19 protein-coding genes and 1 pseudogene are annotated in these 19,036 nt (G+C 54.8%); 10 read left to right on the plus strand and 10 right to left on the minus strand.

The annotated features are described in order from the left end of the window. The 3 genes from AC2FGB_RS13295 to ehuR form a co-directional block, all read right to left on the minus strand. Nucleotides 1–573, minus strand: coding sequence for a TRAP transporter small permease (locus AC2FGB_RS13295; protein ID WP_496693999.1), 573 nt, complete (start codon nucleotides 571–573; stop codon nucleotides 1–3). A gap of 138 nt (nucleotides 574–711) precedes the next feature. After that, nucleotides 712–1,731 carry a TRAP transporter substrate-binding protein DctP gene (gene dctP / locus AC2FGB_RS13300; protein WP_496694000.1) on the minus strand — a complete coding sequence of 340 codons (1,020 nt, stop codon included), beginning with the start codon at nucleotides 1,729–1,731 and terminating at the stop codon, nucleotides 712–714. Nucleotides 1,732–1,826: 95 nt separating this feature from the next. Continuing rightward, nucleotides 1,827–3,221, minus strand: coding sequence for a MocR-like ectoine utilization transcription factor EhuR (gene ehuR, locus AC2FGB_RS13305; protein WP_496694001.1), 1,395 nt, complete (start codon nucleotides 3,219–3,221; stop codon nucleotides 1,827–1,829). Between the two features lie 143 nt (nucleotides 3,222–3,364). On the opposite strand from ehuR, the pseudogene AC2FGB_RS13310 reads away from it, so the two are divergent. Then, nucleotides 3,365–3,621: pseudogene (locus tag AC2FGB_RS13310) on the plus strand (site-specific integrase); the annotation flags it as partial. A gap of 160 nt (nucleotides 3,622–3,781) precedes the next feature. After that, nucleotides 3,782–4,729: a DMT family transporter gene (locus AC2FGB_RS13315; RefSeq protein WP_496694002.1), complete on the plus strand. Its 948-nt coding sequence runs from the start codon at nucleotides 3,782–3,784 to the stop codon at nucleotides 4,727–4,729. A gap of 102 nt (nucleotides 4,730–4,831) precedes the next feature. On the opposite strand, the gene AC2FGB_RS13320 is transcribed toward AC2FGB_RS13315, so the two are convergent. Further along, complete coding sequence (locus AC2FGB_RS13320) at nucleotides 4,832–5,227, minus strand: hypothetical protein (protein ID WP_496694003.1); 396 nt, start codon at nucleotides 5,225–5,227, stop codon at nucleotides 4,832–4,834. Nucleotides 5,228–6,089: 862 nt separating this feature from the next. Here AC2FGB_RS13320 and AC2FGB_RS13325 point away from each other — a divergent pair. The 4 genes from AC2FGB_RS13325 (at nucleotide 6,090) to AC2FGB_RS13340 (ending at nucleotide 8,188) form a co-directional block, all read left to right on the plus strand. Then, nucleotides 6,090–6,521, plus strand: a complete 432-nt coding sequence (locus AC2FGB_RS13325; protein WP_496694004.1) for a c-type cytochrome — start codon at nucleotides 6,090–6,092, stop codon at nucleotides 6,519–6,521. A gap of 10 nt (nucleotides 6,522–6,531) precedes the next feature. Then, entirely contained in the window at nucleotides 6,532–6,873 is a 342-nt protein-coding gene (locus AC2FGB_RS13330; RefSeq protein ID WP_142637842.1) for a copper resistance CopC family protein, read from the plus strand. Continuing rightward, entirely contained in the window at nucleotides 6,870–7,742 is an 873-nt protein-coding gene (locus AC2FGB_RS13335) for a CopD family protein (RefSeq protein ID WP_496694005.1), read from the plus strand. The genes AC2FGB_RS13330 and AC2FGB_RS13335 overlap by 4 nt, the downstream gene beginning before the upstream one ends. 92 nt (nucleotides 7,743–7,834) lie before the next feature. Then, a complete protein-coding gene (locus tag AC2FGB_RS13340) occupies nucleotides 7,835–8,188 on the plus strand; it encodes a c-type cytochrome (RefSeq protein WP_425472001.1) in 354 nt (117 codons plus the stop codon). A gap of 79 nt (nucleotides 8,189–8,267) precedes the next feature. Here AC2FGB_RS13340 and AC2FGB_RS13345 read toward each other — a convergent pair whose 3' ends face one another. Continuing rightward, nucleotides 8,268–9,359, minus strand: coding sequence for an NAD(P)/FAD-dependent oxidoreductase (locus tag AC2FGB_RS13345; RefSeq protein WP_496694006.1), 1,092 nt, complete (start codon nucleotides 9,357–9,359; stop codon nucleotides 8,268–8,270). Nucleotides 9,360–9,446: 87 nt separating this feature from the next. Between AC2FGB_RS13345 and AC2FGB_RS13350 the strand changes: the two genes are divergently transcribed. Beyond that, nucleotides 9,447–9,806 (plus strand): winged helix-turn-helix transcriptional regulator, encoded by a 360-nt coding sequence (locus tag AC2FGB_RS13350; protein ID WP_142637835.1) that lies wholly within the window; start codon nucleotides 9,447–9,449, stop codon nucleotides 9,804–9,806. A gap of 54 nt (nucleotides 9,807–9,860) precedes the next feature. Here the strand turns inward: AC2FGB_RS13350 and AC2FGB_RS13355 are convergent, their stop codons facing one another. The 5 genes from AC2FGB_RS13355 to AC2FGB_RS13375 form a co-directional block, all read right to left on the minus strand. Next, nucleotides 9,861–11,171: a TRAP transporter large permease gene (locus AC2FGB_RS13355; RefSeq protein WP_281995521.1), complete on the minus strand. Its 1,311-nt coding sequence runs from the start codon at nucleotides 11,169–11,171 to the stop codon at nucleotides 9,861–9,863. Next, nucleotides 11,168–11,707, minus strand: coding sequence for a TRAP transporter small permease subunit (locus AC2FGB_RS13360; RefSeq protein ID WP_496694007.1), 540 nt, complete (start codon nucleotides 11,705–11,707; stop codon nucleotides 11,168–11,170). Before AC2FGB_RS13360 ends, AC2FGB_RS13355 begins: the two co-directional genes overlap by 4 nt. Before the next feature lie 65 nt (nucleotides 11,708–11,772). Beyond that, the gene (gene dctP, locus AC2FGB_RS13365; protein WP_496694008.1) at nucleotides 11,773–12,837 is read right to left on the minus strand and encodes a TRAP transporter substrate-binding protein DctP; all 1,065 of its coding nucleotides are present in this window, start codon (nucleotides 12,835–12,837) and stop codon (nucleotides 11,773–11,775) included. Nucleotides 12,838–13,035: 198 nt separating this feature from the next. Beyond that, the gene (locus AC2FGB_RS13370; protein WP_496694009.1) at nucleotides 13,036–14,574 is read right to left on the minus strand and encodes an aldehyde dehydrogenase (NADP(+)); all 1,539 of its coding nucleotides are present in this window, start codon (nucleotides 14,572–14,574) and stop codon (nucleotides 13,036–13,038) included. 9 nt (nucleotides 14,575–14,583) lie between these two features. Beyond that, nucleotides 14,584–15,549 (minus strand): dihydrodipicolinate synthase family protein, encoded by a 966-nt coding sequence (locus AC2FGB_RS13375; protein ID WP_416383930.1) that lies wholly within the window; start codon nucleotides 15,547–15,549, stop codon nucleotides 14,584–14,586. Nucleotides 15,550–15,804: 255 nt separating this feature from the next. Here AC2FGB_RS13375 and AC2FGB_RS13380 point away from each other — a divergent pair, with 255 nt between their 5' ends. From AC2FGB_RS13380 to AC2FGB_RS13390, 3 genes are all read left to right on the plus strand, one after another. Then, nucleotides 15,805–16,506, plus strand: a complete 702-nt coding sequence (locus AC2FGB_RS13380) for a GntR family transcriptional regulator (RefSeq protein ID WP_142637824.1) — start codon at nucleotides 15,805–15,807, stop codon at nucleotides 16,504–16,506. Between the two features lie 158 nt (nucleotides 16,507–16,664). After that, nucleotides 16,665–17,270, plus strand: a complete 606-nt coding sequence (locus AC2FGB_RS13385) for a helix-turn-helix domain-containing protein (protein ID WP_496694010.1) — start codon at nucleotides 16,665–16,667, stop codon at nucleotides 17,268–17,270. A 133-nt stretch (nucleotides 17,271–17,403) separates the two neighbouring features. After that, the gene (locus AC2FGB_RS13390) at nucleotides 17,404–18,987 is read left to right on the plus strand and encodes an ABC transporter substrate-binding protein (protein WP_271950020.1); all 1,584 of its coding nucleotides are present in this window, start codon (nucleotides 17,404–17,406) and stop codon (nucleotides 18,985–18,987) included. Nucleotides 18,988–19,036 lie beyond the last annotated feature (49 nt).

Here is a 19,036-nt window from a genome sequence, read left to right on the forward strand (position 1 = left end):
TTAAAGCTCCACTTCCAGTTCCCGCGCATCTGCTTCTCGCAGGTCAGTTGACAGGTAGATTTCAGGTTCCTGAAGGTTTTTGATGAAAGTGAGCGCGTATTGAACCCCGGTCACAAACAGCCCAATCGGCACCCAGATGTAGCTGAGATAAACAGGGTATCCGAGGGCCGGATAGACCCGCCCCTTGGCGTACATGCTGATAATGTATTGCACAGCGTACCACGCCAAGAGCAGCAACAGCACAGCGGTGACTCCCGTGACTACAACCATCAAGATTTTTCTGACCCGTTCGGGTAACGCGTCTGAGATGGCGGACATGCGGATATGCCGACCATGGCGCGCGGCGTAGCCGATACCAGCAAATGTCACCAACAATATGAATATACTGTTCAACTCTTCGGCGAAAATAATAGAGTGGTTGAAAACAAACCGGCTGATGACATTTGCGATGGTGTTGACTGCCATCAGAATGACGCCTGTGGCCATGATCACCCGCTCAAGCGCAGCGATCCCCTTGTCAATGCCATCAACAATTCCGGCAAGGCCCGACTTTTTCTTCGTCGTTTCGCTCATATTCCCCCCGAACATTCGCAATATGGGCTGATCGCCGGTTTACTATTTCCAAATTGCAGGCCCGAACTATGGTTCTGGGCCTGCACCGATTTTTCAGGCGAACACATCGCAAACGTGATGGATGCCTGTGGCAAAGCGCTACTGCTGCGCAGCGGCTAGATCCTTCTTCATTTGCTCGAGGATAGCAGCGCCACGTTCGCCCGCTCTTTCGACAAAGGCTGCTTCGACCGCTTTTGCACGTTCTTTAAAGGGTGCACGCTCTTCCTCGGTTAGCCGGTTTATTGTGTAACCCGGATTGCTCTTCTGAATTTTTGCCAGACCGGTTGCATCCAGTTCGACGGCAACATCAAGAATATAATCGAGTGCGACTTGCGACGCATTCTGAACAAGTTCTTTGTCCGCATCGCTTAGCGCGTCGTAAAACTCGGCATTGGCCATCACAGCAGTCGTGTACTGACCATGTCCGGTATAGGTCATCACATTAGTCAGGTTATCCAGATCATAGGCCTCGATCCAAATTGCCGGGTTTTCTTGCCCGTCAACCATTTTAGTTTTCAGTCCGCCGATCAGCTCGCCCCAAGGCATAGCAATCGGGGAAGCGCCAAAGGCCGTGTAAGTCTCCAAAAGCAATGGTGAGGTCATGGTCCGAATTTTCATACCTTCCAAATCGGCAGGTGTCCGAAATTCCTCCATTGTAGTGACCACCATTTCACCTTCCGGGAACACCGACAACAATTCCAGTCCCTGTTCGCGATAGATGTCGTGGAACATCTCGTTTACAGCGACGCCTTCTTTGAAAAACTTGCGCACGACTTGAGGGTCCGTCGGCTGGATATATGGCACCAGAAAGGCTTCGGCTTCTGGGATCAACGCACCGGTGAAACCTGGAGATTGATCAATGAACTGCAGCAATCCAGCCTGGGCCTGCTCCATGGCGTCGGCCGATTCACCAAGCGTACCCACAGGATAAATCTGGACTGTGTGATCCGAGTTGGCTTCGATTTCCTCTTTGAACTTGGTGGCATACAGGCCTTGCGGATCTGTCAGCCCCTCTTCCATAGCATAGCGCCAATTGTCCGCATAAGCAGCAGTTGAGGTTAGCAATGCAGCAGCAAGGGGTGCGCAGACGCGCAGGGTAAAACGTGCAGTCTTGGTCATCATATCCTCCCAGATATCACCTTCTTTGTTAGTGATGTTCCACCACATCCCGAAGATTGTACTGCGAGTCAATTATTATATTGTTGCGCTACATTCTAATAAGCGAATTGCGGCAAAGGCTCGCGTGGGCGCAAAAGTAAACCGGCCAGAAGCTTCAGAGCTTGGCGAAAACGTTCGATTTCGCGAATGCTTCCCACCGAAATGCGCACTGCATTTGTTGGGGTAGCCTTGGGAGAAAGGAATGGGCTTTCAGGGGACACCGCAACATTTAGTTCGCGGGCATGGGCGACAAAACTGTTGGAATCCCAATCTGGAGGGAGCTGCAACCAAAGATGCAAACTGGCCGGATGGCCCGTCCATTTAAAACCAGCAAGCTCTTGCGTTGCTATGTGATACCGCTTGACTATTTCTGCGCGCTGCCAATCCGCCAGCGCTTGTGCTGTGCCATCTTCCACCCAGCGTGAGGCAAGTTCGCAGATCAGCGGCGTTGCCATCCAACCAAATACGATCAGTCTCGCTGTCAATGCAGGAAGCAAATGGTCCGGAGCAACGGCATAACCCGCACGCAACCCGCTGACCGTGCATTTGGTGAACGTTGTCAGGTAGACCGACAGTTCTGGTGCGAACATCGAAACAGGCGGCTGGCGATCCGCTGCGACCGGACCAAACGCATCGTTTTCAATAATATGCAGCTTATGTTTGCGGGCGATTGCAGCAATTTGGCGCCGACGTTCCTCTGGCATCATATGTACATTAGGGTTGGCAAGAGATGGCAATAAATACAATGCTTTAGGGGACTTATCAACGCACGCCTTTTCCAATGCATCGGGCAGGATTCCGTGCTCATCAGTTTCAAGGCCAACATGTCGGTATCCGAAATATGCGACACTCGAAACCAAGAGGTGATGCGTGACCATATCTGACAGAATGACGTCGCCAGGACGCAATATCGCAGACATTGCTGCCGACATTCCATGCGTTACCCCGTTCGTCATGAGGACTGAATCTGCATTTGTCTCAAGGCCGCAATGTGAAAGCCATTTGACTCCCGTTTTTCGGTGAGTCTCGTGGCCTACATTCGGACGTGTAGAAAGATATATGGCCGGGTCGAGCCCGGCATGCAAAGTCCTCAGCGTTGATTGCATCGCCTCAACATGCAGGCCATTAAACAAGGGGCGCGAAATCGACATGTCGAACAAGTTTCGAGGTTCTGACTCCAACTTGAATGGCTGTCCGTCGGTTTTGTCAGTGTCGACAACATAGCTGCCACGCCCAATCTGACCATCGATCAGGTTTTGGCGACGCAGAATGTCGTAAGCTTTGCTGACGGTATTAACGCTCAACCTCAGGTCATCGGCCAGTTTCCGGTGTGTTGGTAATTTCTGTCCCGGTGACAAACTGCCGTCTTCAATCGCGCCTGCAATCATCGTGGCAAGGCTCGTATGCAGCGGGGAACTCAGCGTATCTCGGGTTGGCTTCCAATTTGTCATGCGACAATAGTAACCAATTCGAATTCGCGAACAAGCAGATCAATCACAAAGAGCTTCACAGGGGTCGGAATTACAGCTTTTTGTATGTGTCTCCATTGGGAAGAAAGTAGTTGCTGTGACCGCGGATCTATCACTTGGTTTTCCTGCACATCTCAACACGCCAGTTTGCGCGGATTGTCCGGGACTGGATGAAGCCCATTGGCTTTGGGGCCAGCGCCTACGGAACTCCCTCAATGCGCCGAACCAAAGTCACGCAGTTCGACAAGAAAAGACAGGAAATCTTCGGGCGGTTCAGTTGCTCTTGGGTCATGCAAAGATGGTAAGCACGGTTCGGCATCTAAGCGTCGAGCTTGAAGACGCCTTTGCCATCGCAGCCGCAATCGAGATCAAGAGCTTGTAGACCAATTTTGAACCGGCCATCTGCTGCTGCGCATCTCATCGAACCTGCTGTTCGTTGCTAGCGCAAATTCTAACCCACCCCCAACTCGCAAGTTGAGGGATTTTTGCTCCGCGTCGCATAGAGAACAGACACGCGTTTAGCGACGTTTCTACAAGATGAGATGTCCTCGGCTGATTCCATACCTCAATCTACGGATCGCATCCTTGCAGGAGTTGCACTGATGCTTGGATTTTGCCTCACCGCTCCTTTGCTGGACGTAGCTGCAAAACTCGCATCGGCTAGCGTACCAGTTGGGCAGATTACGGCTGCTCGGTTTGTAGTGCAGTGCGTGTTGATGGCCCCGTTCGTCTGGATAATGGGGCTGTCGTTGCATGTAGCGCGAGGCAAATTGATCGTACTCGCATTCCGCTCATTACTTTTGCTGTTCGCAACTTTTTGCTTCATTGCTGCCATCCGTGTGATGCCACTCGCCGATGCGTTGGCGATCGTGTTTGTGGCCCCGTTCATTGTCTTGTTGGTTGGTAAGTTTTACTTTGGTGAAGACGTAGGTCCGCGTCGTGTCGGGGCAGCTCTTGTCGGGTTTGTTGGGGTAATGTTCGTCATCCAGCCCAGTTTCGCGGCCTTCGGCGCGGTTGCAATAATTCCGCTTGGTACGGCAGTTGCTTTCGCTTTCTACATTCTTGTGACGCGAGGATTGTCGCGTCGGATGCATCCCGTGGCTCTGCAATTCCACACTGGCCTGATTGCCAGCCTGTTTTCCATTCCAATCTTAATATTTGCGCAAGGCTCTGGTTCGGAGCTGTTCGATCCTGTTTGGCCGACAGACATCGCTTTGTTGTGGCTTTTGGGAGCTGGTTTTTTTGCAACGGTGAGCCACATGATGATGACCTATGCGCTTTCGTTCGCGCCTTCGGCCACATTGGCGCCTTTGCAGTACTTTGAGCTGCCAGTTGCGACCCTGTTCGGCTATCTTGTCTTCAATGACTTCCCGAACACGCTTAGCCTACTTGGTATTGCAATCATCATCAGTGCAGGGCTTTACATGATTCATCGCGAAAGAGTCGTAGCCAGACATTTGGTCACAGAACGTGCAGCACCCCCAATCTAAAACTACTCTCTCTCGCGGCCCATTTCAGACATTTGAGCAAAGCAGAATTTGGGATGACCGCTTCCGCCGAGTTAGCCCCGTACATTGAACAACATCGGGCGGCTACGGCCCTTCGCAAACCAGCGGGAAGGCACCGATTTCCGGAATTGTGAGCGTGCCTACAGTGACGGATTCGTCTCCTTCGACAGCGGTTATCAATCGAACAGAGGCAACGATCCGACTGTATTCGGGATCGGCGAAGTCGATTACAGTACGCATATCGACATCGGCCCCCTGTGCCACGATGATTGGTATCGCACCATCGACTTCAGTAAGGCTCCAGTGTTTGCCGTCTGCGTGAATGGTCGCGCTTACGACTGCGAGACCAGGGACAGTTCCCAATCCGACATCAAATACAGCGCCTGATCCATCAGGGGCCTCGCAATACAGCCCGACAGTTGCGAATGCCGAGGTTGCCGAGTGGAGCGCTAAGAGCGCCAGAGCAGTAGTTCTGATCATGAACTTTCCTTTTCGTTCGCAATCCGGTCAAAATATATCTTTGGTTCAAAGTTCTCAATAAGCGCGCCTGAACGCGGGTCAAAGAAGCAGAAACACCAGCACCCTCAGACCACAACGTTGCCCCAAATTAATGGCACCGCACGGCTGGAACTTGGCTGGTTCCAGTGAGATTCTGCGCGTTGACAATGTTGCGACCTGTGTTGCCGTTTGGCCGCTAATCAGTTGCTAGGCCCGACTGATAGAAATCAAAATAGACCCGGACTCTCTGCATTTGATGAGAATCGCGCGCCGGACAAGAGCGGGGAATGCCCCATCACGAAAATCAGCGTCGTAATTTCCTTTAGAACGGCGTGGGGCATAATGAAGCTGCAGGCGTTGTCTTGTGTGTTCCGCTGCATTAGCGTCCGGAATCATGGTCATCCGACGAAACACATTTGCGCTATTGACGAGTCTTCTGGTCATTCTGGCCGGATTTGGTGGCGAGTCTCATGCCTGCCTCGGGCTTCACTGCGGGGACCATATGCAATCGGCGGGACACTCCGCCGCGGTGAAAAGCATCCCTGACATCTCGGCCCAAAGCAGCCATCACGACACGGATAATGCCGGAACCGGAGAGTGTAACCCTTCGCTTTGCCAAGCCGTCGTACTGATCTCGCCGAACAGCCAAGTCGTGTGGAATCAATATCAGCTTGACCGAGAGTTCCAGATTGTATCCCAATCCAAGTTGACTGAACCAGATAGCCCCTACAGACCCCCTGACCTTTGAAGCTGCCAAAATCCGCGCGCGCCTAAGTGACCGGCCCTTGCGGCTGTTTGCGATGTGCCGCAGCACTTCCAGCTTCTACAAAGTCAGGTTCAACCCATGAAGAAAAGTCACGTGTTAATCGGCGCTTGCGTCGTCTCGGCTGTTGCCGCTTTCATAGTTTTTCGTTCAGACCCAATCGAAGAAGCCAGCCCCCAGGCGACAGTTTCAAGAGACGGCCTAGTCGCAATTCAGATGCCGCCTATTGAGGGCAATGCAGCAATCGGCCAGCGGGTCTTTGATGCCTCCTGTGCCACTTGCCACGGTGTCAATGCGGTCGGAATTGACGGCGCAGGACCGCCACTGATCCACAAGATTTACGAACCTAGTCACCACGCTGATGAAGCGTTTCAGAGGGCGGTTTCACAGGGTGTAAGAAGTCACCATTGGCAGTTTGGAGACATGCCACCCGTCGACGGCTTGACGCGAGGTGACGTCGCTATGGTGATCGCCTACATTCGCGATATCCAGCGCGCCAACGGAATAAATTGAGGATAGCCCCATGAAGAAGATTGTAACGCTTATACTCTTGGCCGCGCTCCCCAATTTTGCGCTGGCGCATTCCAAGGCCACAGAAACAACACCTGCAGATGGAACCACAGTAACGATTGTGCCCGCTGAAATTGGCCTCAATTTCTCGAAAGACATCCGGTTGACCCGGATAGAGATGGCACATGAAGAACACGGGGCAGTACGACTGGATCTAGGCGACCAGGCAAGATTTGCTCAGAAGTTCAAAATTCCACTGCCAGGCAATGGCGCGGGCACCTATGTCATCGAGTGGCGCGGTTTAGGTGAGGATGGTCATGCTATGCAGGGCGCGTTTACCTTTACTGTGGAATGAGCATGCCAGACATCTGGGAAATTGCTGCAATCCTCGCAAAGCTAGCACTCTATATCGGCTTTGCGGGGGCCACTGGCCTTGTGGTCGTTAAGTGTCTCTATTCCAGCTTGGTCACACCGATAAGCCTGGCGATGAAACGCCAATCCATGGCCTTGGCGTGGCTTGCTCTCATCGCGACGGCACTGGGATTCATGCTTAGTGGTGCCCTCTTGACGGGCGGAGCGGATGGGCTGGTCGACCCCGAAATGCTTGGATTACTCTGGCAGACTTCCGTAGGCGATGTATTTGTTCTTCGAGTGATAGGCGCAGCAATGATCCTTGTCGGATTGTCTGTTCCGCGCTTTGGTTTAGGGATCGCACTTGTGGGTGGCACGATGGCTCTGTGGTCCTTTGCACAGATCGGGCACCTATCGGATCTAGAGAATTTTGGTACCCAACTCTTGTTACTAGCACACCTGCTCTGTGTAGCCTTCTGGGTAGGCATATTCAGCCCGCTGCGGAGTATGGCTCTTCAACCTGAGCAAATTGCAGACGCTGCTGCACTTGGGCATAGGTTTGGCCAAGCTGCGGCACTGATGGTACCCGCATTGATCGTCGCAGGTTTCTGGATGGCTTGGTTGCTTGTTGGTGATCTCCGAGCGCTCATCTCCACTGGTTATGGGCAGGCCCTGTTGCTCAAAGTACTATTTGTAGGGCTGCTATTGATCCTAGCCGCCGCGAACAAGCTTCGATTTGTTCCGGCAATGCTAGACGGAGATACCAAGGCGGCGCAGCACCTCGCCCGTTCCATCGAAGTTGAGGCGCTGATCGTTCTGGCGGTGCTGACAACTACGGCGACACTAACAACCGTTCTGACGCTTCCGAATTGAGGTGGGTGGAGATGACCAGGCACTTATTAATATTGGTCCTATGCAGCGTTTATTCCAGCGTTGCCGCGGATCATACGTTTACAGACAGAGACGTGGCGAATGGACAGAGGCTCTACGTAGATCAATGCGCCGCGTGCCACGGCGTTAACCTGGAAGGCCAACCCAACTGGCAAACACCGGGTGAAGACGGTGTGATGCCTGCGCCACCACATGACGTGACCGGGCACACATGGCACCATGATAGCCTGCTTTTGTTTGACTACACCAAATTCGGCGGTGCAAAGACACTGGCCGCACGCGGCGTCAAGAATTTCAACAGTGGCATGCCGGGTTTCGAAGGCACTTTGACTGATGACGGCATATGGGATGTTCTGGCTTATATCCGTTCCACATGGCCGAAAGATATTCAGCAGGCACAAGCCAGTCGCAACCTCGCACACGACTAGAGGCAGGCCAACACGAATGTCAGAGACATCATCTGTGTGGGATGCCTGAACGTTGGCAAATCGCAATGTTCAGGAGGAACTATTTTCCGGAGCTCGAAATCCCAAAAGCCTTTCGATATTTGGGAATGAAAATATCTTTCCCCTTTATCTTGCGTGTGATCCAGTCACCCACTGTCACAAAAAGCCAGCTGCTGCCGATGACCGGCCCAAGGGGCACCAGAATGGGTGCTTTTTTCCAGGGCGCGTAGGGTTTCTGACTTTCAACGGGTGCGCCCTCGATTACTTTCTTAAGCGTTTTGATCAGCCACGGATTCTGCCGTGCCGTTGCTACGATTGTCATTCCGTCGCCAATGTCGGCAATGTCACCGCCGACGAAGACATTCGGATAGCTTGACGGTCGCAACCATTTGTCGGTTTTGACCCTACCCAATGCATCAGCCGACACGCCCGGAAGGCTTTGAACCAAAGACGATTGGGGTTTCGATCCAACCACCGGAAATATAAGATCTGCCGCAATCACTCTACCGTCGGTCAAGCTCACGGATCCTTCGTAGGGCCGATCCAAATGGCGTAAATCCTGCGCCCTCTGGCCGAGAATGACAGTGACGCCCAGCCGTTCCAACTTACCTTTGAGCTGCGCGCCTAGCTTGGCCGGGTACTTGGGAAACAAGATATCATCCGACGAAACCAGGGTGATGGATTTACCCGGATGTGCCGAGGCGGTTTCGCCCGCAAGCTCTGTCCCGACAGCGCCTGCCCCTACGATCACAACTGAATTCGCTTTGGCCAATAGCGCGCTGACGTCTTTGCTCGCTTGCTGAAAATCCGCAATGCTGTCACCCGACGGCTTGAACGGCGCTGCATAGGATGATCCGGTGGCGATCAGGATATAGTCCGCCGGAAAGACAGCTCCAGATTCCAAAGTGACCTCGGTTTCAGAGACCGAAACGGCGCGCCCGCGCACGACCTTACCCGATTGAAGCAGATTGTCGTATGGCAGGATGAGCTGGTCCAGCAAGGCGGGTTCAACCAGCGCGCGGATCGCTGCAGGCGGATGCACGAACGCTTCGCGTTGCTCAATCAGGGTGACGTCCGCGCAAGCGTCCAGTTCCCGGGCAACTTCAAACCCGACATAGCCCCCGCCAATGATCACAATTTTCTTCTTCGCCATAGGGTCCCCCCGTTGCGGCATAACGTTCTGACCACTATCTAAAATTGCACGTTCACACGAACAAGTACGGTCATATAGGATACTGCCTTGAAACATGATGAGTTAGAGGATCATTGTCAGATCGAAGCATTGATCTCAGCGATCTCAGGTCGATGGAAGCTGTTGATCATCTACTGGCTTTCGCAGGGGGACTGCCGGTTCAACCAGCTTCAGCGAAACCTCGGACGCATCACGCATCGAACGTTGACGCGCCAGCTGACCGAGTTGCAGACGACGGGCTTTGTCTCTCGCAAAGACTTCAAGACCATACCGCCGCATGTCGAATACAGCCTCACACCTCTGGGTCAAAGCCTGCTTCCACTGCTGTATGAGATGCATCAATGGGCGGCGCAGAATGCGGACAAGTTACCGGAACCGAAAGATCTTTCGAAACAACTAGGGCGATGACCTAGCCCATTGAACAGGGGCCAGGCATCTGAAGGGGCAAGACCAAGATCTATGTCAAAGCCCGACCAATATCTCTGGCAACCATGTCGCCACTTCGGGGATCAGGATGATAACCAAAAGAACCAGCATTTGCGCCCCTACAAAGGGCAACACGCCGCGATACATCTGCCCATAGCTCATGTCACGCGGAGCGATTGAGCGAAGATAGAAAATCGACGGTGCCATTGGCGGTGTCAGATACGAAGTCTGAATCACCACTAGAACCATCATGGCAAACCAGATCGGATCGATTCCGGCGGATTTCACGATCGGGGCAAAGATCGGAATGAAAATCAGAACGATCGACACCCAGTCCAGTACAAAGCCCGCGAAAAAGACCACCAACAAAAAGAATGCGATGATACCGGCATTGCCATACCCGATCCCGGCAACGGTATCGCGCACCAGCTGTCCGCCTCCGGTGACCGCAAAGATGCTGGTGAACATCGTGCCTCCGGCCACGATCAACATGATCATAGCGGTGATGCGCAGGGTCACATTCAGTGCCTCGGACATCAGTTTCAGGTTTAGTTCCCGAAACATCAAAGCCAGCAGGATCGTACCGGCGGCCCCGACTGCGGCAGCTTCGGTAGCCGAGGCGACACCGGCCAGAAGCGAGCCCAGCACCAGGACAATCAATGCCAGCGGGGGCAACAATGCCGTCAACGTCACCTTCATCTTACGGCCGGTTGGCATCGCGCGCTCTGCCTGTGGCAACGGAGGAGCGTCAGCAGGTCGGACCATGCTGCGCACCAAGATATAGAGCACGAAGAACACCACCATCAGCAGGCCGGGCAGGATAGATGCGGCAAACAGCTTGCCAATCGACAGCTGCGCAATCGACGCATAGACGACCACAATGACCGAGGGTGGAATTATTGTCCCCAGTGAGCCCCCTGCACAGATTGTTCCCGCGATGAGGTCATTACGATAACCCGCTTTGGTCATGGCTGGGATGGCCATCAACCCCACAACTATCTCGACCGCACCTACAACGCCGGATGCGGCGGCGAAAACCGCGCACATTGCAATCGTCGACAGCGCCAATCCACCGGGCAAGCCGCCCAGCCACAACTGCAGTGCAAAGAACAGACGTTTCGCGATCCCCGAACGCTCAAGTATCGCCCCCATGAAAATGAACAGAGGGATTGCTGCCAGTACGAAATTCGAAGCCGTATGAAGCAGCGGACCATAAAGCTGCAAAAAGATCAGCTCGCCGAACACCATGTAGCCAAAGGCGACGGAGATGATGATGAGCGAAAAGGCCACCGGCACTCCGGCAAAGACCAGCACAAAAAGGGCTGCAAACATCAGTAATGGTGTCATTGGTTTTCTTCCATGCCGTCCAGTTCGCCCGGTGCCTCACCAGGGTTCTTGCGCCCCGAAAGCAACTTGATCGCCTCAGCCAGGAATTGCAGCGCCAAGGCCGCCAGACCAACGGCGATGACCGTGTAAAACGGCCAGACAACCGGCGCCCAGGGGCTGACACTTTCGACCTCTCCGGTGATCAGTGCTTTCCCGGCTTTTTTGCTTGCAACCCAGGCAAAAATGGTCGTGATCGGTGTCATGACCAACAGAAAGACAGCACCGTTCAACAGCTGCTGCGCCCGCATTGGCATACGCTGCGACAGAAAGTCGATCCTGACATGCACGTCACAGCGCAGGGCATAAGCCGCCCCAAGCAGAAAAACCGAACCGTTCAGCATGTACGAGATATCAAACGCCCAAAGCGTCGGCGCACCAAACGCATAGCGAGCAACAACCTCGTACAGCATTGCCACGATCAGGGCAAAAATTACGCATCGACCCAGCAGGGCCAGCGCCCCGGCAATCGCGTCGATGACTCTGAGAATAATGGTCATGTATGTCCCCGGAAACGGATGACCGGCACGAATATCCGGTCATCCAACCAATGTCAGGGCAGAGCCTATTCGGCGCTGTCGCGAACCAAATAACCCGAATTCTCGGCCCAGTTCGCTTGATAGGTGAGGTAGCTGTCCAGAACCTCTTGCATCCGGGCGCTTCCGTCTTCGGCTTTTTTGGCAGCCTGGCTACGGGCCCAATCGCGCCCGGCGGCGCGGATCTTTTCGGATTCCGCTGGTACCATGTTGATGATTTCAACTTTGGTGTCGCGGAAGGCAGCCATGGCTTGAATGTCCGCGTGACCGAAATGTGTGAAGCTTTCGTATGTTGTCAGCTTGGCCGCTGCGGTAACCTGAAGCTTGATATCCTCGGGCAGAGCATCCCAGGTTTCCTGTTTGACGAAGACTTCCCACAGAAAGGACGGCTGATGCACGCCGGGCATGATCATATAGGGCGCAACCTCGTGGAAACCTTCTGAGATATTGCCTCCTGGTGTCGACCATTCGACCGCGTCCACACCCTTACGCTGCAGCAAAGTGTAGATTTCATTTCCCGGGACAACCGTCGGAACGCCGCCAAAGCTGTCCTGTAGAACAGCGGCCCATGCGCCCGAGGTCCGGTATTTGACGCCCTTCAGATCGTTGGTTGTTTCGATCTTGACGTTCGAATGCGCCATAACTTCGGACGTACCGACCCCGACGACCAGCGTGTGCAGACCCATTTCTTCGCGGCGGAAATCCTGCAGCATCTGCTCACCGCCGCCTTCATAGATCCAGTGCAGGGTCGCCTCGCCGGACATTCCACCGGGGAAGCTGGCGAAAACGGCATTGGTCGGGTCCTGGTTTACCAGATAAGACGGCGTGGAATGTCCGGCTTCGACGATGCCGTCCTGAACTACTTCATACGCCTTGAAGGCCGGGGCCAGAACGCCCGCGCCAAAAGGTTGGACATGCATGCGCCCCGCGGTCAGTGTGTCCACATTAGCCGCAAATCGTTCCATGAAGTTCTGGTAAAAGAATGAACCTTCACCAATCGCAGCGGTCATCTTCCATTCAATTTCTGCGGCGCTTGCGGGCATTGCAAGCGTGGCTGTTACCGCCAGGGCGGCAAAGTTCGAGAAGAGTTTCATCTTGTCCTCCTGTTATGGGCCAAAGCCCGATTTTGCACGTCGAATGACGCGGAATTTCCGGTGATCTGCTTCTATGGCAGAGTGTTGCGGATGATACGGAACAGCCGATCTGGGTGTCCTTGCCCGGCCCCGTTCACCGGGGCCAAAGCCTTTGATATGGCCGAAGGAATTTCTTGCCTCAGCCCTGTGGTTCACCGCTTATTGCGTCGAGCCTTCCAGATCTTCGGGGCTGAGTGCGGCGGGCATGTTCTGATATGCTACGGGTCGCAGCCAACGGCGGATGGCCATTGTGCCGACGCTTGTCGCGCCGAAATTCGTGCTGGCAGGATAAGGCCCCCCGTGGACCATGGACCCTACCACCTCGACGCCGGTTGGGAAGCCGTTGAACAGCAATCGCCCGGCCTTGCGCTCCAGAATCGGGAAGAGTTGCTGCGCCAGCGCAGTGTCGCTGTCATCCATCTGGATCGTGGCCGTAAGTTGCCCGTCCAGCTGGGCTGACAAGGCAACCATCTCTTTTTCCGAGCCCACGCGCACAATCAGCGATGCGGGCCCAAACACTTCTTCGCTGAGGCTGGGATCAGCCAGAAACGCTTCGGCATCGGTTTCGAATAGCGCCGGTTCAGCTGAACGGCCTGAAGTGGAACCTTGATGGATCGTGTGCACGGCGGGATGTTCGGCCAAATGCGATTGGCCGGATCGAAATGCCTCGGCAATCCCATCGGTCAGCATGGTCTGTGACGGCACTGTACTCAGGGCACTCGCAGCAGCATCGATAAATTGGTCAGCATCATCGCCTGTGATCATCACGGCAACACCCGGATTGGTGCAAAACTGCCCTGCCCCCATGGTCATTGACCCCGCCCAGGCTTTGCCGATCTCTTCACCTCTGGCGGCCATAGCGTTTGGAAGAACAAACATCGGATTGACCGAGCCCAATTCACCAAAGAACGGGATCGGGTCTGGGCGCGTTGTGCAGAGGTCAAACAGCGCCCTGCCTCCGGCCAGCCCACCGGTAAAGCCCACGGCACGGATTGCTGGATGCATTACCAATGCTTCTCCGATGCTGCGGTCCCCACCTTGCACCAATGAGAATACGCCGTCGGGCATACCGGTCGCCTTGGCCGCCGCTTGAATGGCATCAGCGACGATTTCGCCGGTGCCTGGATGGGCGGGGTGGCCTTTGACCACGACCGGGCAACCTGCGGCCAGTGCCGATGCGGTGTCACCTCCGGCAACCGAAAATGCCAAGGGGAAGTTCGAAGCGCCAAAAACAGCCACCGGGCCAACCGGGCGCTGCATCATCTTGATGTCAGGACGTGGGGCGGGTTGGCGATCCGGCATCGCCAGATCATGGCGGCGCTCTAGATACGCACCATCCTGGACGAATTCGGCAAACATGCGCAACTGACCAACCGTGCGTCCCCGCTCGCCTTGAAGACGCATCTCAGGCAGACCGGTTTCTGCACTGCCAATGCTGGTGATGGCCTCGGCACGGGCCTCGATCTCATCCGCGATAGCATTCAGGAACTTGGCCCGATCCGCTCGGCTGCGATTGGCGTAATCTCCAAAGGCGGCCTCGGCCAGGGTACAGGCCTGATCAACCAACTCAGGCGTACCCGCAGCAAAGTTGCTCCCCTCACCCGAGACGGGGCTGGAGGCAAAGCTTTCATCAGCTCCAACCCACTGACCGCCAATCAAGTGCTGACCGCGAAAAACATATCCATTATTCAACGACATACCCAATCCTCACGCTGCATTTTGCGCCGAAGAATCGGCCTGACTAGTCCAGTTCTCGTACCAGGTACGGAACAGTCTGAACTGTTGTTCAACATAGCCGCGCTGGCTGTCAGTAAGGGCATCTGTTTCGTTGAAATGATGCGTGTATTCGGGATGACCCGTCATAACCATCAAGTGTTTGTAGTAGAGCACAAGATCGGTGCCTTCGTCGAAGGACGACAAAACGCCCAAAGCCGCCTCAAGCTCCAACGCCCGGGCACGCGCGTTGGCATCGCCCTTGGCCGCCGCCTGACACAAATCCACCAGATGCAGAATCTCATCGGGCAGCACATTCCCGATCCCAGTGATGGCGCCGGTAGCGCCACAATTCACGATCCCGTGGAACACCGCGGTATCCACGCCGACCATCAGGGAAACATTGTCATCACCGCTGGTGATGTTTTCGGAGGCATAGCGCAGATCTTCGGCGCCGCCGAATTCCTTGTAACCGATCAGGTTCGGGTGGTCCTTGCGCAGATCAAAGAACAGATCCGCACGGGTGGTAAATCCGTAATAAGGGCTGTTGTAGATCACTGCGGGAAGATCCGGTGCCGCGGCCAGAATGCCTTTGAAGTGGTGCCGCTGCGCAGTCATGGACGCGCCGCGTGACAGTACACGGGGAATGACCATCAAGCCGCTGGCGCCCACTTTCTGTGCGTGTGCCGCATGCTGGATTGCCAGGGCCGAATTGATCGCGCCTGTTCCCACGATCACAGGGATACCAGCCCCGACCAACGCCTCGACGCCCTGCATACGTTGCGCATCGGTCAAAAGGGGCCAATCACCCATCGAGCCACAATAGACAACCGCGGACATGCCCGTCTCGATCAGCTCAAGACCTTTACGCACAAGCGCCTCAAAGTCAGGACTGCGATCCGCGCGACAGGGCGTCATCAGGGCCGGGATGCATCCGGAAAAGACATTCGGGTTCACGATTTGGGTCTCCGTATTTTTTTGCCGGGCCGGTGGATTGCCCCACCGGGTTAGGGATTCGTGTAATCTTGCCGTCAGTCTACTTTAAATATTTTATTTGTCGACAAATTTTCGACAAGAGGGAATAAGGCCCTAAAATACGTGAAAAACAACTGGTTTTTGGCTGGGATTAACACTCGACTTAGCACCGGTACGTGTGGCAAAATTGATGTGCGAACGCAGATGGACCGCGATCCAGCGGCTAGGGAATGCTCTGACATGGAAAAACGAAAGCCGGTCGAAGCCGGCCGCAAACGTGGATCAGGCGTTCAGTTCGTCTATGAAACCCTGCGGGACGAAATCATCGACCTCGCCCTTGCGCCCGGCAGCGCCATAGACGAGGCCAAGCTGAGCGAGCGGTTCTCGATGTCGCGCACCCCGATCCGCGAAGCCCTTGTCAGGCTGACATCGGAAGGGTTGGTGGCGACACTGCCGAACCGCGCGAGCATCGTGGCGCCCATAGACTTTTTGAATCTTCACACATTCTTTGATGCGATGACCCTGATGTATCGCGTTACAACCCGGCTGGCCGCCGAATACCGAACGGACCAGGATCTGTGCGACATTCGCATGCGGCAGCAGGAATTTTCAGATGCAGCTGCCAAAAATGACGTTCTGACCATGATCGCAAAAAACGCAGAGCTTCATAATGCAATCGCCAAAGCAGGGCGCAACCCATATTACGAAAGCCTGACGCGCAGACTGCTGAACGAAGGGCAACGGATCATGCGGCCCTATTATTCGTCCTTTGGGGATCGGTTACCGGATCGGTATTCCCTGGAACATGACGACATAATCGCAGCTATAGCGGCCCAGGACATCACCGAGGCCGACCGGTTGGCGAGCGCCCATGCGGAACAAATCGTCCAGAACATCCGCGACATGATCTCGGCGGATCGGCGTCACTCAATCAAACTCTGATTCTGTTTTGCTAGATACTAAGCCGTTGGAAAAATTGAGGGGTTTGAAGGTTTACACCCGGATCTTCCCAAAAAAATTTACCTCTGCTAAAAAAATTTTGATATTTCCTCTGCGATCCGGTTGAATGCGCGGCAACCCACGATTCCGGGAGACAGGGAATGAACGCAGCAAACGCGAGCGACAAATCAAAGCCGAAGGGCACGCCGACCGAACTGGGGCAGGCAATTCGCAGGCGGCGCAAGGCGATGGGCCTGACTTTGGACAAGGTCGCACAGACCTCTGATCTGACAACGGGCTTTCTGTCTCAGGTCGAGCGCGGCCTGAGCTCACCCTCGCTGACCTCGCTGATGGCGATTGCCGCGGCACTTCAAACCAGCATCGAAAAGCTGCTCAGCGTACCCGAGGTGTTTAGCGAATATGTGGCAAAGGACAACCGCCAGACATATTCCCTGGGTATGCGGGGCAGGTTTTATGAGAAGCTGGGCCCTGGTTTTGCCGGTGCATTGTTCAACCCACAGATCGTTCATCGCCCCCCGGGGCACGTTTCCGAAAAGATGCGGCATGAGGGCGAGGCGTTTTGCTATCTGATCTCGGGACGGCTTGAATATCACCTTGGTGACAAGGTTTTCATTATGTCGCCAGGTGACGTCGTTCACCACGACACATCTACCCGTCATTTCTCGGTCGTATTGGGGGACGTAGAAGCCGTAGAGCTTTGGGTAACAACCTCTCCGATCAATGATTCCGGCTTTGTGACAAGTTAAATTAACCAACCGAACAGAGGTCAGCCTAAATACATTTGGCCATTTTTCACCCACCACTAAAAAAAGCTTTAGTATTGTTAAGAATCGGATATGGTCACCTCGAGCATGAATTCATTCTGCGGGAGGACTGATTATGAAATTGAAGACGGTTTTGGGACTAACCGTTGCCGCCACCCTGGCCATGCCTGCTTTGGCACAGGAAAGGGGCGGCACACTCAACTTTGCACGCTATGACGGGTCGCGCCTGATTGATCCGATCTATGCGGATCGCAACCCCGATATCTGGATGGTCGGCAGCCTGTTCGACACCCTGCTGCGCAGCAGTGCCGACGGTAATTCCGTCGAGCCCGGCCTTGCTGAGACCTATACGGTCTCTGACGATGGTAAAACGGTTTCACTGACCCTGCGCGAGGGGATCAAATTCGCAAACGGTACGCCCATGTCAGGTGACGATGTAGTCTTTTCCCTCGACCGAGCGCGCAATCCCGACCTGAGCCCCTGGGCTGGCTTGCTGGGTTCGATCGACGCGGTTACCGCAGATGGAAACGCGATCACGGTTGCCCTTGGCAGCCCGGATCCAACCATCCTGTCCATGCTGGCCACATTCAACACGGCAATCGTGTCCAAAGCGGCCTTTGAGGCCGCAGAAGGTGCAACAGATCAGGAAAAATCCGCTGCGATATTTGCCGCCACAGCCGCCGGAGTAGGCTCTGGCCCCTTCTATCTGTGTGGCTTTGAACAAGGTGCATCGATGGATTTCTGCGCCAATGAAAACTATTGGCGCATGGGCGCAGACGGCAAAGCTCTGCCGTATCTGGATGCCGTACATTTTGAGATCATCCCGGATGACGCAACCCGCATCCTGAGTTTGCAGGCCGGAGAAGTTGATGCCGCAGAATTCATCCCGTTCAGCCGCGTGGCCGAGCTGGAGCAGGATTCCAACATCAACATGAACCTCTATCCGTCGACGCGGATCATCTATTCGCCAATCAATACGCGCGATAACCGAGCCGATGGTTCTGCAAACCCACTGGCCGACGCCCGCGTCCGGCAGGCGCTGAACTATGGCACCAACAAAGAAGCGTTGATCGGGCTGGTACTGCATGGCGCGGGTCAACCGATGAGCTCGCCGTTGATGGCCAAGGCTACCCAATATGCCGCCGACATGACCCCGCTCTATGGCTATGACGTGGACAAGGCCAAGGCATTGTTGGCCGAGGCCGGGTTTGCCGATGGAACCGAAATCACCTTTACCACGCTGGCAGGTTCTGCGGACGATGCAACCATCTTTGCGGCGCTTCAGCAGATGTGGGCTCCTCTGGGCGTCGATCTTGTGGTCGAGCAAGTGGACGGCGCAACACGCGGCGCTAAGAACCGATCAGGTGAGTTTGACATTCACACCTATGGCTGGGTCAACGATGTAAATGATCCCAGTCAGGTGGTGGGCTGGCTGGGCCACACACCCACGGCCAAGGCAGTAGGAACCGGCTGGGAAAACGCCGAGTTTAACACCCTGTTCGACGAAGCCGCCGGTGAAATGGACGCCGAGGCGCGCAAAGCGAAATTCGCCCGAATGCAAGAGCTCTATGCCGAAGCAGCCCCCCTGCTGTTCATGTATGAGACCCCCTTTGCCGTTGCAGTTGGCTCGGCTGTCGAAGGCTATGTCCAGACCCCTCTGGGCAACAATATCTTCGATCAAGCAACCGTCAGCCGCTAAGGTAAGACCCCTGGTCCCGCCGCTTTCAGGCGGCGGGACAAATTTGCGG

This window comes from Ruegeria sp. CDSC021 (genome assembly GCF_059610845.1).

What these genes read in the sequence shown, in the direction of transcription:
- ehuR (WP_496694001.1), bottom strand. Translation starts at nt 3,221, where the DNA reads ATGACAAATTGGAAGCCAACCCGAGATACGCTGAGTTCCCCGCTGCAT.
- dctP (WP_496694000.1), bottom strand. Translation starts at nt 1,731, where the DNA reads ATGACCAAGACTGCACGTTTTACCCTGCGCGTCTGCGCACCCCTTGCT.
- AC2FGB_RS13325 (WP_496694004.1), top strand. Translation starts at nt 6,090, where the DNA reads ATGAAGAAAAGTCACGTGTTAATCGGCGCTTGCGTCGTCTCGGCTGTT.
- AC2FGB_RS13320 (WP_496694003.1), bottom strand. Translation starts at nt 5,227, where the DNA reads ATGATCAGAACTACTGCTCTGGCGCTCTTAGCGCTCCACTCGGCAACC.
- AC2FGB_RS13295 (WP_496693999.1), bottom strand. Translation starts at nt 573, where the DNA reads ATGAGCGAAACGACGAAGAAAAAGTCGGGCCTTGCCGGAATTGTTGAT.
- AC2FGB_RS13360 (WP_496694007.1), bottom strand. Translation starts at nt 11,707, where the DNA reads ATGACCATTATTCTCAGAGTCATCGACGCGATTGCCGGGGCGCTGGCC.
- AC2FGB_RS13380 (WP_142637824.1), top strand. Translation starts at nt 15,805, where the DNA reads ATGGAAAAACGAAAGCCGGTCGAAGCCGGCCGCAAACGTGGATCAGGC.
- AC2FGB_RS13330 (WP_142637842.1), top strand. Translation starts at nt 6,532, where the DNA reads ATGAAGAAGATTGTAACGCTTATACTCTTGGCCGCGCTCCCCAATTTT.
- AC2FGB_RS13335 (WP_496694005.1), top strand. Translation starts at nt 6,870, where the DNA reads ATGAGCATGCCAGACATCTGGGAAATTGCTGCAATCCTCGCAAAGCTA.
- AC2FGB_RS13345 (WP_496694006.1), bottom strand. Translation starts at nt 9,359, where the DNA reads ATGGCGAAGAAGAAAATTGTGATCATTGGCGGGGGCTATGTCGGGTTT.
- AC2FGB_RS13370 (WP_496694009.1), bottom strand. Translation starts at nt 14,574, where the DNA reads ATGTCGTTGAATAATGGATATGTTTTTCGCGGTCAGCACTTGATTGGC.
- AC2FGB_RS13385 (WP_496694010.1), top strand. Translation starts at nt 16,665, where the DNA reads ATGAACGCAGCAAACGCGAGCGACAAATCAAAGCCGAAGGGCACGCCG.
- AC2FGB_RS13390 (WP_271950020.1), top strand. Translation starts at nt 17,404, where the DNA reads ATGAAATTGAAGACGGTTTTGGGACTAACCGTTGCCGCCACCCTGGCC.
- AC2FGB_RS13355 (WP_281995521.1), bottom strand. Translation starts at nt 11,171, where the DNA reads ATGACACCATTACTGATGTTTGCAGCCCTTTTTGTGCTGGTCTTTGCC.
- AC2FGB_RS13315 (WP_496694002.1), top strand. Translation starts at nt 3,782, where the DNA reads ATGTCCTCGGCTGATTCCATACCTCAATCTACGGATCGCATCCTTGCA.
- dctP (WP_496694008.1), bottom strand. Translation starts at nt 12,837, where the DNA reads ATGAAACTCTTCTCGAACTTTGCCGCCCTGGCGGTAACAGCCACGCTT.